The organism is Yersinia kristensenii, assembly GCF_900460525.1.
Taxonomy (GTDB): Bacteria; Pseudomonadota; Gammaproteobacteria; order Enterobacterales; family Enterobacteriaceae; genus Yersinia; species Yersinia kristensenii.
The window spans coordinates 2606680-2622308 of sequence record NZ_UHIY01000001.1; the positions used below are offsets into that span (position 1 = coordinate 2606680).

A 15629-nucleotide genomic window follows, 5' to 3' on the forward strand; every position below is an offset into this window, starting at 1 on the left:
GATTATCATATGAATAATTTCATTCGTGATGTTCAGTAAATCGCCCCCGACTCTCTGTTTTTTCTCTGTTTAGACTTGAAACCTTTCGCGATTGACCCCATTTGATACTCATTGTTTGGTTTTATCTATACCCGTCATCTTTCAAATTGCAGGTGTGTTGGCTGTACTCGTTCACCCGAATCACTGACTGGAGTCAGCTCATCGGGCTCATGGGTTTGCCGCCGCACTGTATTTTTGAAATCTATAGGGTAAATCTGTCGGTAATTTGGATTGAGGTAATTAATGAGTATGAAAGGTCAAGAAACCCGTGGATTTCAGTCAGAAGTAAAACAGCTTCTCCATTTGATGATTCACTCGCTTTATTCCAATAAAGAAATTTTCTTGCGCGAGCTTATCTCCAACGCCTCTGATGCGGCAGATAAACTCCGTTTCCGCGCGCTATCTCAACCAGAATTATTTGAAGGTGATGGTGAATTGCGTGTGCGTTTATCTTTTGATAAAGAAAAGCGTACTTTGACCCTCAGTGATAACGGCATTGGTATGAGCCGTGAAGAAGTCATTGATAATCTTGGGACTATCGCGAAATCAGGGACTAAAGCATTTCTTGAATCTATTGGTTCAGATCAAGCTAAAGATAGCCAATTAATTGGCCAGTTTGGTGTGGGCTTCTATTCTGCTTTCATCGTGGCAGATAAAGTCACTGTTCGTACCCGTGCAGCTGGTGCACCAGCAGATGCCGGTGTGTTCTGGGAATCAGAAGGTGAGGGTGATTACACCATCGCCGATATCACTAAAGAAGATCGCGGTACAGAAATTACCTTGCACTTGCGAGAAGGTGAAGATGAATATCTTGATGACTGGCGTTTGCGCTCTGTTATCAGCAAATATTCAGACCATATTGCACTGCCAGTCGAAATCCAAAGTAAAAATGAAGAAGATGGCACGGTAACCTGGGAGAAAATCAACAAAGCCCAGGCATTGTGGACCCGCGGAAAAGCTGAAATAACTGACGACGAATACAAAGCATTCTACAAACATATTGCTCATGACTTCACTGACCCACTCATTTGGAGTCATAACCGCGTCGAAGGTAAGCAAGAGTACACCAGCCTGCTGTACATTCCGGCGCAAGCGCCTTGGGATATGTGGAATCGCGACCATAAACACGGCTTGAAACTGTACGTCCAGCGCGTGTTTATCATGGATGACGCAGAGCAGTTTATGCCGAATTACCTGCGGTTTGTCCGTGGCCTGATTGATTCCAATGACTTACCGCTGAATGTTTCGCGTGAGATCCTGCAAGACAGCCGCGTGACTCAGAATCTGCGTAGTGCGCTGACCAAACGTGTGCTGCAAATGTTGGAAAAACTGGCTAAAGACGATGCTGAGAAATATCAGCAGTTCTGGCAACAGTTCGGTATGGCACTAAAAGAGGGGCCAGCTGAAGATGGTAGCAATAAAGAGACTATTGCCAAGTTGTTGCGCTTTGCTTCAACCCATACAGACAGCTCCGCGCAGACCGTGTCGTTAGAAGATTATGTCAGCCGCATGGCCGAAGGGCAGGAGAAGATTTATTACATCACTGCTGACAGCTATGCCGCGGCTAAGAACAGCCCACATCTGGAACTGTTCCGTAAAAAAGGCATTGAAGTCTTGCTGTTATCCGATCGCATTGACGAATGGATGATGAGTTACCTGACTGAGTTCGATGGCAAAGTCTTCCAGTCAGTTAGCAAAGCGGATGACTCACTGAACAAACTGGCGGATGAAGAGCGCCCAGAGCAGCAAGAAGCGGATAAAGCGTTGGAGCCTTTTGTTGAGCGCGTGAAAATCCTGCTGGGTGAGCGGGTAAAAGATGTTCGCCTGACACACCGCCTGACGGATACTCCGGCGATTGTCACCACGGATGCGGATGAAATGAGCACGCAGATGGCGAAATTGTTCGCAGCTGCTGGTCAACAAGCACCAGAAGTGAAATACATCTTTGAACTGAACCCTGAGCACGGTTTGGTCAAACGTGCCGCTGATGTTGCGGATGACACCCAGTTTGCTGAATGGGTTGAGTTATTACTGGATCAAGCCCTCTTGGCTGAAAGAGGGACCTTAGAGGATCCTAATCAGTTTATTCGCCGCATGAACCAGCTATTAACGGCTTAATTTAGTATTAGAACGCCTCGAGCAGATAATGTGTTCGGGGCGTTTTTTTTATTTAATTTCAGCCTGTTATAGTTATATTTATTCAGTGTTTCTCTGATCCAATCCCACTGCCGCGGCTCGCGCGCCTTGAGCCAACCCCCCTGAAAATGGTATGGTTGCGTGTTTTCCGCAATTTTGATTTGTTTACGCCAAAACACATAGAAAAACTACATAGCAAGGGGATTTACGCAATGCGTATCATTCTGCTGGGCGCTCCGGGCGCTGGTAAGGGTACTCAGGCTCAATTCATCATGGAGAAATACGGTATTCCGCAAATCTCTACTGGTGATATGTTGCGCGCCGCTGTAAAAGCAGGTTCTGAGTTAGGTCTGAAAGCGAAAGAAATTATGGATGCCGGCAAGCTGGTCACTGATGAGCTGGTCATTGCATTGGTTAAAGAGCGCATTACACAGGACGATTGCCGTGACGGTTTCCTGCTCGATGGGTTCCCACGTACTATTCCTCAAGCTGATGCCATGAAAGAAGCCGGTATCAAGGTTGATTATGTATTGGAATTTGATGTTCCGGACGATCTGATTGTTGATCGTATTGTCGGGCGTCGGGTACATGCTGCTTCGGGTCGTGTTTACCACATTAAATTCAACCCGCCTAAAGTTGAAGATAAAGATGATGTCACCGGCGAAGAACTGACTATCCGTAAAGATGATCAGGAAGCGACTGTTCGCAAACGTCTGGTTGAATATCATCAGCAAACGGCACCATTGGTTTCTTACTATCGTAAAGAAGCTGATGCCGGTAATACGCAATATTTTAAACTGGACGGAACCCGTAAAGTAGCAGAAGTCAGTGCTGAACTGGCGACTATTCTCGGTTAATTCTGGATGGTAAGATAGCTAAGGCGGCCTAGGGTCGCCTTTATTATTTTACCCGGTCAGTTCCAAATAGCGTTGACAGCATATTTGTCTGTTCGAATAAACGGCGTAATACACAAAAGGACTCCTGCATGATGGAAAGTAAGCTTGGCGTACTGATGGTTAATCTGGGAACACCGGATGCCCCTACACCACAAGCGGTCAAACGTTATCTGGCCGAGTTCCTGAGTGACCGCCGGGTGGTAGATACATCGCGATTACTTTGGTGGCCATTGTTGCGCGGTATTATCTTGCCCATTCGATCGCCGCGCGTGGCCAAATTATATCAATCTGTCTGGATGGATGAAGGCTCGCCTTTATTGGTCTATAGCCGCCGGCAGCAAAAAGCATTAGCGGCACGTATGCCCGATATCCCTGTTGAGTTAGGTATGAGTTACGGCTCGCCAAATCTACCGGATGCCATTGATAAATTACTCGCGCAAGGTGTAACCAAGCTGGTGGTATTACCGCTTTATCCGCAATATTCTTGCTCGACAAGTGCGGCAGTGTGGGATGCTGTGGCGCGAATATTGAAAGGCTATCGCCGTTTACCATCGGTTTCTTTTATCCGAGATTATGCCGAGCACCCTGCTTATATATCAGCTTTAAAGCAAAGTGTTGAGCGCGCTTTTGTTCAACATGGTAAACCAGACCGGTTAGTGCTGTCTTTTCATGGGATTCCTAAACGCTATGCGCAATTAGGGGATGACTATCCGCAACGTTGTGAAGATACCAGCCGTGCTTTACGGGCTGAACTCGAATTACCCGCAGAGCAAGTTATGATGACTTATCAGTCGCGATTTGGCCGCGAGCCTTGGCTCACGCCTTATACCGACGAGACATTAAAAAGCTTACCTTCCCAAGGTATTAAGCATATTCAGCTCATTTGTCCCGGTTTTTCGGCTGACTGTCTGGAAACGCTCGAAGAGATCAAAGAGCAAAATAGAGAAATTTTCTTGCATGCAGGCGGTGAGAAATTTGAATATATTCCAGCACTGAACGACGATGAAGGCCATATTGATCTGTTAGAACAATTGGTAAAACAAGAGATGGGCTAACTACCCCAGCATTCATGATTTTTTATGTATTGATTAGCACATTATCGTCAGTTTTTGCCCAACCCTTTTGCTTGTAATGCCTGTTTAGATGTATAAGAATTAAGTATTAATAAAAACAGGCATGTCAGTATATTGTGTAACTGTTTGTTATAAATTGTTTTTCTGAGTCGAACGACATAGTGAAGTTTAAGATCAGTGCATTGGTAACTGTAAGCCAAGGGCGGTAGCGTGCCTTGATTTCAGACTAACTATTCGCAAATTTCTGCCCGAAATAAATTTTATGTCATGAGAATAACGAGCTAATTAATACACTCGAGACTCATGAAAAATAATTTAATCCAATAGCTGGAAATTTAAATGTCAGTGTTACGAAGAAATATTTTTTCTTTATTTATATTGCAGGGTAGTAATTACTTTATAACTCTCCTAACGCTACCTTATTTAACCAGAGTTTTGGGTGTTGAGGGGTTTGGTATTTACAGCCTTACTCTTTCCATAGCTCAATATTTTGTTATTTTAATTGATTTTGGATTTAATTTATCAGCATCAAAGAGAATCGCTGAACACCAAGACGAACCAGAGTATATATCCAAGGTGTTTTTTGAAACAATTTATGCTAAATCAATACTATGCCTTATATCTATAGTCTGTGTTGTTATATTCTCATCAATAAATGCTTACTCAGTTATTAGAAGTGAATTAATATATATAATTATCATGCTAATAGGTACTGTATTAATGCCTATTTGGTTTTTTCAGGGAATAGAAAAGCTAGCTGTTGTTACAAAATTGATGATATTCTCAAGATTAGCATTATTACCCTTGTTTTTTATATTTGTTCGTAGTGATGCAGATGTTAAATATGCCATAATAATACAATCATCATTGAGTTTACTCGCTGGTTTAATAGCAATAATATATATATATAAACAAAGATTAATAAAAGTAGTTGATTTTACCAGTCTAAAAATAGTACATACATTAAAAGACTCATTTCCTATTTTTATCGCGGCACTATCTAATAGCCTATATACAATGAGCACTATAGTAATTATTGGGATATTTAGTAATGTCTATGAGGTTAGTATATTTACTGCAGCGGACAGGATGAAAGGAGCGATTCTGGGGGTATTCTTAATATTGGGGAATGCTTTTTATCCAAGAATAAATGCTTTGTTAGTTAATAATAAAGCCCAAGCTTATTCCTTAATAAGAAAAATATTTTATTGGCAAGGTGCATTATGTATAGCAATAATTATATTTGTTGTTGTTTTTTCGAAAATAATCACTCAAATAATGTTTGGTGCTGAATATTCAGCAGTGTCTGATCTATTAATATTATTTTCGCCTGTTTACTTTCTTGTTTTACAATCTGCCGTGTTGGGGAATTATATATTACTAACGCATGGACATAAAAAAGCATATACTATATTGCCAATGGCATCAGCAATTATACATATTCCTCTTTGTGCTTATCTCGCTTCTAAGTATGGTGCTTGGGGTGGAATAATTTCAATTATTACTGCTGAGACATTTACACTAGTTCTGTTAATATTAATTCTTAAAAGAAAGAAATTACTATTTGAAGTTCTTTATAACATTAAATAAAATTAAAAATAGGTTGAAAGGATATTAAGAACATAATGACAAAAGTTACTATATTTACGCCTACATTCAATAGAGCACATGTATTAGAACGCTGCTATATTTCTATTCTAGAACAAGATAGGAATGACATTGAATGGTTAATAATTGATGATGGATCTACTGATAATACAGCAGAATTAATCGAATTATTAAAGATAGAAAATAAGTTAAATATAAAATATATATACCAAAATAATAGTGGGAAACAAGCGGCATGGAATAAAGCTGTGGAGAATGCGAGCGGAGAGTATTTTATCGGCTTAGATTCTGATGATGCACTCGTCGCCGGTTCTATCAATAAGTTACTTTCAATGAGTACCGTATTTTACGATAAAGAAATCATTGGGGTTAGAGCTATCTCGGTGAGCTCCGAAACATTAAAACCTAATAATTCTTATTTGTCTAATATAGATAAAAAGAGCTCATGGTTTGATGAGTTTCGTTCAGGAATTTGTGGTGAGAGAATTGATTTTTTCAAAACTGAATTACTACAAAAGTATCTCTACCCTGTAGCATCCGGTATAAATTTCATTCCTGAAATTTGGTTTTATAGTACTGTGGCTAAAGAATATTGTTTTTACTATAGCTCAATACCAGTTCGTATTTTTTTTGATGCTGAAGCAACTAATAGGCTGAGTAAGTCATCTATAAAAAAACATGCTGTAGGTCATTATATATCCCGCAAGGCTTTATTAGAGAATGTACCTCTAAAATTATGGTTATATCGTCCATTAGATTTTATAAAATCCGTTCTACGAATTAACCAAGCTCTGGCTACGATGGATGACAAAAATATTGTTAATAGTAAAAAATCTATTTTAGTGAGAATTGTTACTCTACCAGGTTTAATTATTCATAAAATTAAAAAACGATAAGGGATTTTATGAAAAAAATTGCTTTCTTTGGTGGTGATATAAGTCATTCCGGTGGAACAGAGAGAGTCAGTATCGCACTTGCTAACTATCTTGTTCAAAATGGCTATCAAGCTGTTATTATCAGTTTAAGTGGCAATACACCACCTAAGTTTTCTGTCGACAAGAGTATAAAGTTAGTCTCACTTTTTGATGAAAAAAGACGTTTTTCACTTGCCTATTTTTCTGTTGTTTTTAGATTACGTCGTGTTTTAATAGATGAGTCAATCGATGTTCTGGTTGATGTTGATACTATGCTGGCACTATTTAGTACAACTGCTTTATTAGGTACAAATATAAAACATATATCGTGGGAGCACTTTAATTATAAAAGTAACTTAACGATAAAATCACGAAAACTTGCCAGAAGAGTGGCTGCCAAATATGCAGATGCGGTCGTTACTTTAACAGAGAAAGATCGTGAATATTGGCTAGAAGAGAATAAATATCCTGAAAAAATAATATCAATATCCAATCCATTACCTTTTGAACCCCAAAGTAAATTAACTAAAAAACACTCAAAAAATATTTTAGCCTTGGGGCGACTTACTTATCAGAAAGGTTTTGATCTTTTATTAGATCTTTGGGCAAAGGTTGAAAAGATAAATAATAGTTGGGTGCTTATTATTGCTGGTGACGGTGAAGATAAAAATTTGTTATTAGATAAGATCAAAGAGTTAAATTTAAAAAATGTTGAATTACTTCCATCAACTCCCCATGTGAATGATTTATATTCCCAGTCTAGTATCTATGCAATGACATCGCGATTTGAAGGTTTTCCCATGGTATTACTTGAAGCAAAAGCCAGTGGATTACCTATCGTTGCATATGATTGCGATACCGGCCCTTCAGAGTTGATAATGGATAATGAAGATGGGTATCTTGTACCTTTTGCTGATAGCGATACTTTTATTGAAAAGCTACTTTTTCTTATGAATAATGAAGACGTAAGGGAAACTATGTCATTAAAGTCGCTAGAAAATGCAGAGAAATATAAAATAGAGGTCACTATAGGAAATAAATGGAAGAATCTAATACAAAATATCTTAATAGAATGAGACTGCGGTTGATATTTATTTCATACCTTACGCATCGAATCATGACAGATAAAATATTAACTAATGGTTATAATATAAATGTTAGTTATTAATAACTTTTATGCTATAGAGATAAAAATAATAAGAGGGTGCCAGTGAATTTATTGTATATTATTACCGGGCTTGGGATAGGGGGAGCCGAAAAACAAACTGTATTGATCGCCAATAAGATGCATGAGGCTGGTCATAGCGTTATGATCATTTCCCTCACTGGCGATACTTTAGTTAACCCGGCTGATGGTATTCAGTTGAATGAATTAAAATTAGATAAAACCCCTTTTAGTTTATTTAAGGGACTATTTAAAGTTAGAAAAATAATAAAAAAATTCAAACCAGATGTTGTTCATAGTCATATGTTTCACGCTAATATATTTGCCAGGTTTCTGCGAGTCTTCACGAAAATACCTGTTTTAATATGTACAGCGCATAATACAAATGAAGGCAGTTCTCTACGGATGTTAGCATATAGATATACGGATAAACTCGCTTCTATCTCAACTAATGTGAGCCAGGATGCAGTTGATTCTTTCATTCAAAAAGATGCTTCAACCATAACTAGAATGATAGTCGTTTCAAATGGTATTGATACCTCTCAGTTCGATTTTTCAATGGACGATAGAAAAACGAAGAGATTAGAGTTAGGTGTATTTGATAATACTCCTATGCTCCTCAGCGTAGGAAGATTAACGGAAGCAAAAGATTATCCAAACTTGTTGACTGCCTATTCTTTACTTATTAAAAAAAATGAATTTGAACGTGTTCCACCGCTGTATATTGTAGGAACGGGTCATCTTGAGAATCATCTTAAAAATATATCTAAAGAACTTAGTATTGAGAAATATGTAACATTTCTTGGACAAAGAAATGATATACGACAATTAATGTGTGCTGCTGATATTTTTATCCTGTCCTCCGAATGGGAAGGTTTTCCACTAGTCATTACTGAAGCCATGGCATGTAAGAAATTGATTGTAGCTACAGATGCTGGTGGTATCACTGAGGCGCTAGGCGATTGTGGCTCTGTTGTTCCAGTAAAAGATCCCACTAGTTTATCCCAAGAAATAAATAAAATGATAAATTTATCAGATGAAGAAAAAGAAATACTAAGTAATAAGGTGAGAGAACGAATTATTGAAACAAACGCTATTGAGAAAATAATTGAGCGCTGGATATCAATTTATACTCAACATTATTAATAATCTCTAATCTTAATTTGTGTTTACTATAAAACATGATGTTTTTTATAGTTAACATAGTTGTGAAATAAATTTGGGGTTAAAATGCCAACTTTAATATTATTACTATTAGTATTCTTTCTGGCTTCTGTAGGGTTAACATATTTATTACGTCGATATGCTCTTAAGAATAATATTATAGATAAACCTAACTCACGTAGCTCACACCTCGTCCCAACCCCTCGAGGAGGCGGTGTTGCAATTGTTGTTAGCTTTCTTATTGGTATAATTATTTTTTATTTTCAAGGTTATTTTCCTCTTTTACCTGCAGTGGGATTGGTTGTATCAGGTGGAGCCATCGCATTGGTTGGCTTCTGGGATGATCATGGGCATATTGCTGCTCGCTGGCGTCTTCTGGCTCATTTTTCTGCTGCGGCATTTTTACTATTTTGTCTCGGTGGTTTCCCGGTATTAATTGTCTCTGGAGTTGTTGTCAATCTCGGTATTTTGGGAAACTTATTTGGCTTGTTATTTTTAGTGTGGATGTTAAATCTCTATAATTTCATGGATGGTATAGATGGTTTAGCAAGCGCACAGGCAGTCACAACCAGTATTGGCGCGCTCGTCATTTATTTTATCAGTGGATATAACGTAGATCTGAGCAGTTATCTGGTGCTTGGTTTGCTTGCTAGCACTGTTTTAGGATTTCTACTGTGGAATTTTCCACCCGCTAAAATATTCATGGGTGATGCAGGGAGTGGTTTTCTGGGGTTAATTATCGGTTCTTTAGCGATAAGCGCGGGTTGGATAGAAACAAAATTCTTCTTCTGTTGGCTAATTTTATTAGGTTTATTTATTGTTGATGCTACATGGACTTTGGTGCGTAGAGTTATTAGTGGTTTTAAAGTTTATGAAGCCCATAGAAGTCACGGTTATCAAATATTATCCAGAAGATTTAACGGACATTTGCCAGTGACTTTATCTGCTATTACTATAAATATAATTTGGCTATTCCCTATTGCATTACTTGTAGGAATTGACATTGTTAATCCAATAATTGGACTTATTATTTCTTATATTCCTCTTCTATTTGTTGACTATAAATTTAATGCTGGAGTTAATAATTATTAACCGACCATAATTTATGGCCAGTTACTGCATTTAATTCTCATTGCTTGAAATGGCGTGTTCCGTCTTGGGGTTAGTATTATGTTTCTTGTGTTTCTGTTGTCTTTACCAAGACCGATTAAACGAATCATTATGCTATTGTTAGATACAATTCTAATTGTTTTGGCATATTGGGGCGCTTTCTGGGTACGGCTGGATGTAGACAGTCCATTTTCTAGTGTTGAACAATGGGTGGCATTGGCTGTCATTATACCACCAACTCTTTTGGTCTATATTAGACTTGGTTTGTACCGGACGGTATTACGGTATGTCAGTGCAAAAATTGTCACTACTGTAATGATTGGTGTCGTATTATCTTCTGGATTGCTGGTACTGGGTTCATACTTCTTGGGAATATATTTACCAAGAACTGTTGCTGTTATGTTCTTTGTTTTCTCATTAGTATTGATATGTGGTTCTCGGCTGTTTTTTCGCATGCTATTAAACTATGGTGTTAGGGGGAAAATTCCGGTAGTCATATACGGTGCTGGTGCTTCTGGTCGACAATTATTACCTGCACTTATGCAAGCTAGTGAATATTTTCCAATTGCATTTATTGATGATAATCCAAAATTAAATAAAGCTGTTATTCATGGCGTTACAGTTTACCCTTCAGAGAAACTTGAATATTTAATCGAGCGCTATGGTATTAAGAAAGTGTTATTGGCGATGCCAAGTGTTAGCCAAAGTCAGCGTAGAGCTGTTGTCGCTAAACTTGAGAATCTCTCTTGTGAAGTTTTATCTATTCCTGGTATGTCTGACTTAGTCGAAGGTCGGGCACAAATCAGTAGTTTAAAGAAAGTCTCAATTGAGGAATTACTCGGGAGAGACCCTGTAGAGCCAGATAAGAAGTTATTAGCTAAAAATATTACAGGAAAAGTCGTAATGGTGACAGGAGCGGGTGGGTCAATTGGCTCTGAGCTATGTCGACAAATTATTGTGGAGAAACCAAAGTTATTAATTCTTTTTGATATATCTGAGTTTTCACTTTATTCCATTGAGAATGAAATAGCCGCAATATGTAAAAATAATAAGGTTGATATAGGGGTTGTCGCATTGCTTGGCTCGGTGCAAAGTGAAAAACGGTTAGTTCAAATAATGTCCAGCTTCCAGGTTAATACGGTTTATCATGCTGCTGCTTATAAGCATGTCCCTCTTGTTGAAAATAACGTGATTGAGGGGGTGAAGAACAATATATTTGGTACACTTTACTGTGCAAAAGCGGCGATAAAATCAGGTGTGGAAAAATTTGTTTTAATTTCTACAGATAAAGCAGTACGACCAACCAATACCATGGGAGCAACCAAGAGAATGGCAGAACTTGTGTTGCAGGCGTTATCGAAAGAACAAAATAATACAAAATTTTGCATGGTTCGCTTTGGCAATGTTTTGGGATCTTCCGGCTCTGTTGTTCCTCTCTTTAAGAAACAAATCGCAGAGGGGGGCCCAGTAACTCTCACGCACAAAGACATTATTCGCTACTTTATGACGATTCCTGAAGCTGCTCAACTTGTTATTCAAGCCGGTGCTATGGGGCAGGGTGGCGATGTTTTCGTATTAGATATGGGCGATCCTGTTAAGATCATTGATTTGGCCAAACGGATGATTAATCTTTCAGGTCTTTCAATTAAGAGTGAAGAAAACCCCGATGGTGATATCGCGATAGAGATTTTGGGGTTGCGGCCAGGTGAAAAATTATATGAAGAGTTATTAATCGGTGAATCTGTACAGAATACCCATCATCCTCGAATTATGACAGCAACTGAAGTTATGCTTGAATGGGACAATTTGAACACTTTACTAAACAAAATTGAAATTGCCTGCAATGACTTTAATTATGAGTGTATTCGTTCTTTATTGATAGAGGCGCCTGCCGGATTTCAACCAACAGATGGTATCTGTGATATCGTTTGGCAAAAAACTCACGATGAAAATGCAAAAAACACATTTGTTTAATGATGGCCTTGAGATTGCTCTCTAATTATATTTGCATTTTATTATTTACGGAATTGATATGAAGAATGTTGCATTTGTAATTACTAAATCAATCATTGGTGGTGCCCAAGGTTGGGTTTTAGAGCAAGTTAAGCTGCTTAAAGATGATTGTAATATTATTTTGATAACCTCTGAGCCTGGTTGGTTAACCGAAACTATTGTCTGTGACAAAATCGTTATTATTCCAGAGATCAGGAAAATGGCCAGTATTAAGGCTATTTACTGTTTATATAAAACACTTAAAGAAAATAAGATTGATATTGTTGTATCCAGTTCTGCCAACGCGGGGCTTTATAGTCGATTAGCTCGCTTATTCCTACGTTTCCGCGGTGTGTATGTTTCTCATGGATGGTCATGTATTTACAATGGCAATGTATTGAAGTTTATATTTTGTTATATTGAAAAATTATTGTCACATATTACCGATGTTGTATGGTGTGTATCTCAAAGTGATGCGGATAAAGCAATTAAAATTATTGGTATTAAACCTGAGAAGATAATAACGCAGCTTAATGCTATAACACCCTTAGCTGAGCGCTCAGACCGCCCGTGTGAAAATAAAATTATTTATGTTTGCCGATTAGCTTATCCAAAACGTCCTGACTTGATCTTAAAAGTTGTTGCTGCTAATCCCCAATATGATCTCGATATTGTTGGTGATGGTGAGTATTATCAAGATCTTAAAAATGAATATGGTAGTTATGACAATATTCATTTCTATGGTGAGATTAAAGGGTTCGATAAATTTAATCAGTATGATGTATTTGTATTAACATCAGACAGCGAAGGTTTACCGATGGCAGCAATTGAAGCGACTAGTGCCAGTCTACCCGTTATCTTAAGTAATGTAGGTGGTTGTAGTGAGGTTGTTGACCAAAATGGTATTTTAATTAGGAATACAACAGAAGAGTTAGATGCTGCTCTTAATAAGGTGTTTTCAAATTATGCTTCATTCTATAAAGCTGCGCAAAAACAAAAAAATAAATTTGATATAAACAATGTTAAGGATAAGTGCAGGGAAATTATTCTTGGGCGATGAAGTCTATTTCGGCTCCTTAAATTTAATAGGTAGGTTATGACTATTTTAGTGACTGGCGGTGCGGGGTATATTGGTTCACACACAGTGCTAACACTCTTAGAGAATGGCAAGGATGTTGTTGTATTAGACAATTTATCTAACGCTTCTGCTGAATCATTATTGCGTGTATCTCAAATTACAGGTCGTATGGCAACTTTTTACCAAGGTGATGTATTAGATAGCGATTGTCTTAAGCAGATATTTTCTGAGCATAAAATTGATGCAGTTATTCATTTCGCGGGTTTGAAATCAGTCGGTGAATCAGTGGTTAAGCCGATTGAATATTACCAAAATAATGTCACCGGTTCGATTGTCTTACTTGAAGAAATGGTCATTGCTGACGTCAAAAAATTAATATTTAGCTCTTCTGCTACAGTGTATGGCGATCCTGAATTTGTTCCTCTGACTGAAGATGCTCGTATTGGCGGTACAACCAACCCTTATGGCTCATCAAAGGTCATGGTTGAGCAAATATTGAAGGATTTCTCTTTTGCTCACCCTGATTTTTCCATAAGAGCGCTGCGGTACTTTAATCCTGTTGGTGCTCATACTTCAGGCCTAATTGGTGAGGACCCAAATGGTAAACCTAACAACTTGCTGCCTTTTATTACTCAGGTTGCGATTGGTAAACTCCCTAAATTAGCTGTTTATGGCGATGATTATCCTACGACAGATGGTTCTGGTGTCCGAGATTATATTCATGTCATGGATCTCGCTGAAGGGCATATTTGTGCGCTTAATAAGCTAACAGCAGGATTTAAGGTTTATAATCTTGGCTCGGGTGTTGGGTATTCAGTGCTACAGATGATCGCGGAATTTGAGCGTATATCAGGTAAAAAAATTCCTTATGAAATTGTGGCTCGTCGTTCTGGGGATATTGCAGAATGTTGGGCGAGTGCAGAACTTGCCTTGAAAGAATTAGAGTGGAAAGCCAAAAGAAGTTTAACGGATATGCTAAAAGACGCTTGGAATTGGCAGCAATCTAATCCTAATGGCTATGTTCGTTAAATATTGGGTACTTGTGCTAAAATTCCTTATCTCTTCATTCCTAAATTTGTAACAAACAACAATGAAATTTCCTGGTAAACGCAAATCTAAGCACTATTTTCCTGTTAATGCCCGAGATCCTTTACTGCAACCGGCGCAGACAGAAAATGAGGTGAGTACCTCTTATATCGTCGGCATTGATCAGACGCTGGTTGATATTGAAGCGAAAGTCGATGAGAACTTTATTACGCGTTATGGCCTTAGCCAAGGGCATTCTTTGGTTATAGAGGATGATGTCGCTGAGCGCCTTTATCAGGAACTAACGGCTAATGGATTGATAACTCATGAGTTTGCCGGTGGTACCATTGGAAATACATTGCACAATTATTCTGTGTTGGCCGATGACCGTTCTATTTTGCTAGGGACGATGTGTAGTAATATCAAAATTGGCAGCTATGCCTACCGTTACTTATGCAATACCTCGAGTCGTACAGATTTGAACTATCTACAGGCTGTTGATGGTGCCATTGGTCGCTGTTTCACTTTAATTACAGATAATGGTGAGCGGACATTTGCGATCAGCCCAGGTCAAATGAATCAACTGCGGCCGGAAAGTATTCCTGAAGATATTATCGCTGGTGCTTCAGCATTGGTTCTTACTGCTTATCTGGTGCGTTGTAAGCCTGGTGAGCCAATGCCTGATGCGACTATGCAAGCTATCAGTTATGCAAAAAAATATAATGTTCCCGTTGTGATGACACTTGGAACCAAATATGTCATTGCAGATAATCCGCAGTGGTGGCGCGATTTTCTTAAAGAGCATGTTTCTATCGTTGCGATGAATGAAGATGAAGCTTATGAGCTGACTGGCCTGAATGACCCATTAATGGCTTCAGATATGGCGTTGAGCTGGGTTGATTTAGTGCTTTGTACCGCAGGCCCGAATGGGCTTTATATGGCGGGTTATACAGAGGAGGCCAATAAGCGACAAACGCAGCATCCTTTATTGCCTGGCGCTATTGCAGAATTTAATCTGTATGAGTTCAGTCGAGCAATGCGCAAAGAGCATTGTGAGAATCCATTGCGTATTTATTCTCATATCGCCCCTTATATGGGGGGGCCAGAGAAAATAATGAATACTAATGGGGCAGGCGATGGTGCATTATCCGCCGTGCTGCATGATATTGCTGCTAATGGCTTTCATCGTAATAATGTTCCTAACTCAAGCAAACATGTTCGTAGCTGCCTTAGTTACTCTTCGTTGGCACAAGTATGTAAATATGCCAATCGAGTCAGTTATCAGGTGTTGAATCAACATTCACCACGTTTAACTCGTGGTTTGCCTGAGCGAGAAGATAGTTTAGAAGAGTCGTACTGGGATAGATAAGAGAATATTCGCTATAAGTAGGGCCAGCATATGCTGGCCCTACTTATTTATATTGTGCT

12 protein-coding genes are annotated in these 15629 nt (G+C 38.6%); all 12 read left to right on the forward strand.

The window, feature by feature from the left end; translation table 11 throughout:
- Positions 1-288: 288 nt before the first annotated feature.
- The 12 genes from htpG to DX162_RS11915 all read left to right on the forward strand — a co-directional run bounded on the left by htpG (position 289) and on the right by DX162_RS11915 (position 15570).
- A complete protein-coding gene (htpG, locus tag DX162_RS11860) occupies positions 289-2157 on the forward strand; it encodes a molecular chaperone HtpG (protein WP_004390670.1) in 1869 nt (622 codons plus the stop codon).
- 230 nt (positions 2158-2387) lie between these two features.
- Entirely contained in the window at positions 2388-3032 is a 645-nt protein-coding gene (adk, locus tag DX162_RS11865) for an adenylate kinase (RefSeq protein WP_032819869.1), read from the forward strand.
- A gap of 128 nt (positions 3033-3160) precedes the next feature.
- On the forward strand, positions 3161-4126 hold the full coding sequence (hemH, locus tag DX162_RS11870; RefSeq protein ID WP_004390668.1) for a ferrochelatase: 966 nt from the start codon (positions 3161-3163) through the stop codon (positions 4124-4126).
- Positions 4127-4483: 357 nt separating this feature from the next.
- Complete coding sequence (locus tag DX162_RS11875; RefSeq protein WP_004390667.1) at positions 4484-5734, forward strand: oligosaccharide flippase family protein; 1251 nt, start codon at positions 4484-4486, stop codon at positions 5732-5734.
- Between the two features lie 35 nt (positions 5735-5769).
- Positions 5770-6648 carry a glycosyltransferase family 2 protein gene (locus DX162_RS11880; RefSeq protein WP_004390666.1) on the forward strand — a complete coding sequence of 293 codons (879 nt, stop codon included), beginning with the start codon at positions 5770-5772 and terminating at the stop codon, positions 6646-6648.
- 8 nt (positions 6649-6656) lie between these two features.
- The gene (locus DX162_RS11885) at positions 6657-7742 is read left to right on the forward strand and encodes a glycosyltransferase family 4 protein (protein ID WP_004390665.1); all 1086 of its coding nucleotides are present in this window, start codon (positions 6657-6659) and stop codon (positions 7740-7742) included.
- Between the two features lie 134 nt (positions 7743-7876).
- Complete coding sequence (locus DX162_RS11890; protein WP_032819868.1) at positions 7877-8977, forward strand: glycosyltransferase; 1101 nt, start codon at positions 7877-7879, stop codon at positions 8975-8977.
- 84 nt (positions 8978-9061) lie between these two features.
- Positions 9062-10087 carry an MraY family glycosyltransferase gene (locus tag DX162_RS11895; protein WP_004390663.1) on the forward strand — a complete coding sequence of 342 codons (1026 nt, stop codon included), beginning with the start codon at positions 9062-9064 and terminating at the stop codon, positions 10085-10087.
- A gap of 78 nt (positions 10088-10165) precedes the next feature.
- Positions 10166-12079 (forward strand): polysaccharide biosynthesis protein, encoded by a 1914-nt coding sequence (locus DX162_RS11900; protein ID WP_071777615.1) that lies wholly within the window; start codon positions 10166-10168, stop codon positions 12077-12079.
- Between the two features lie 58 nt (positions 12080-12137).
- Positions 12138-13157: a glycosyltransferase gene (locus DX162_RS11905; RefSeq protein ID WP_032819867.1), complete on the forward strand. Its 1020-nt coding sequence runs from the start codon at positions 12138-12140 to the stop codon at positions 13155-13157.
- 36 nt (positions 13158-13193) lie between these two features.
- Entirely contained in the window at positions 13194-14204 is a 1011-nt protein-coding gene (galE, locus tag DX162_RS11910) for a UDP-glucose 4-epimerase GalE (protein ID WP_004390660.1), read from the forward strand.
- A gap of 61 nt (positions 14205-14265) precedes the next feature.
- Positions 14266-15570, forward strand: coding sequence for an inosine/guanosine kinase (locus DX162_RS11915; protein WP_004390659.1), 1305 nt, complete (start codon positions 14266-14268; stop codon positions 15568-15570).
- Positions 15571-15629 lie beyond the last annotated feature (59 nt).

Excerpts from the sequence above, each read along its gene's own strand:
- htpG (WP_004390670.1), top strand. The coding sequence starts at position 289 with ATGAAAGGTCAAGAAACCCGTGGATTTCAGTCAGAAGTAAAACAGCTT.
- adk (WP_032819869.1), top strand. The coding sequence starts at position 2,388 with ATGCGTATCATTCTGCTGGGCGCTCCGGGCGCTGGTAAGGGTACTCAG.
- hemH (WP_004390668.1), top strand. The coding sequence starts at position 3,161 with ATGATGGAAAGTAAGCTTGGCGTACTGATGGTTAATCTGGGAACACCG.
- DX162_RS11875 (WP_004390667.1), top strand. The coding sequence starts at position 4,484 with ATGTCAGTGTTACGAAGAAATATTTTTTCTTTATTTATATTGCAGGGT.
- DX162_RS11880 (WP_004390666.1), top strand. The coding sequence starts at position 5,770 with ATGACAAAAGTTACTATATTTACGCCTACATTCAATAGAGCACATGTA.
- DX162_RS11885 (WP_004390665.1), top strand. The coding sequence starts at position 6,657 with ATGAAAAAAATTGCTTTCTTTGGTGGTGATATAAGTCATTCCGGTGGA.
- DX162_RS11895 (WP_004390663.1), top strand. The coding sequence starts at position 9,062 with ATGCCAACTTTAATATTATTACTATTAGTATTCTTTCTGGCTTCTGTA.
- DX162_RS11900 (WP_071777615.1), top strand. The coding sequence starts at position 10,166 with ATGTTTCTTGTGTTTCTGTTGTCTTTACCAAGACCGATTAAACGAATC.
- DX162_RS11905 (WP_032819867.1), top strand. The coding sequence starts at position 12,138 with ATGAAGAATGTTGCATTTGTAATTACTAAATCAATCATTGGTGGTGCC.
- galE (WP_004390660.1), top strand. The coding sequence starts at position 13,194 with ATGACTATTTTAGTGACTGGCGGTGCGGGGTATATTGGTTCACACACA.
- DX162_RS11915 (WP_004390659.1), top strand. The coding sequence starts at position 14,266 with ATGAAATTTCCTGGTAAACGCAAATCTAAGCACTATTTTCCTGTTAAT.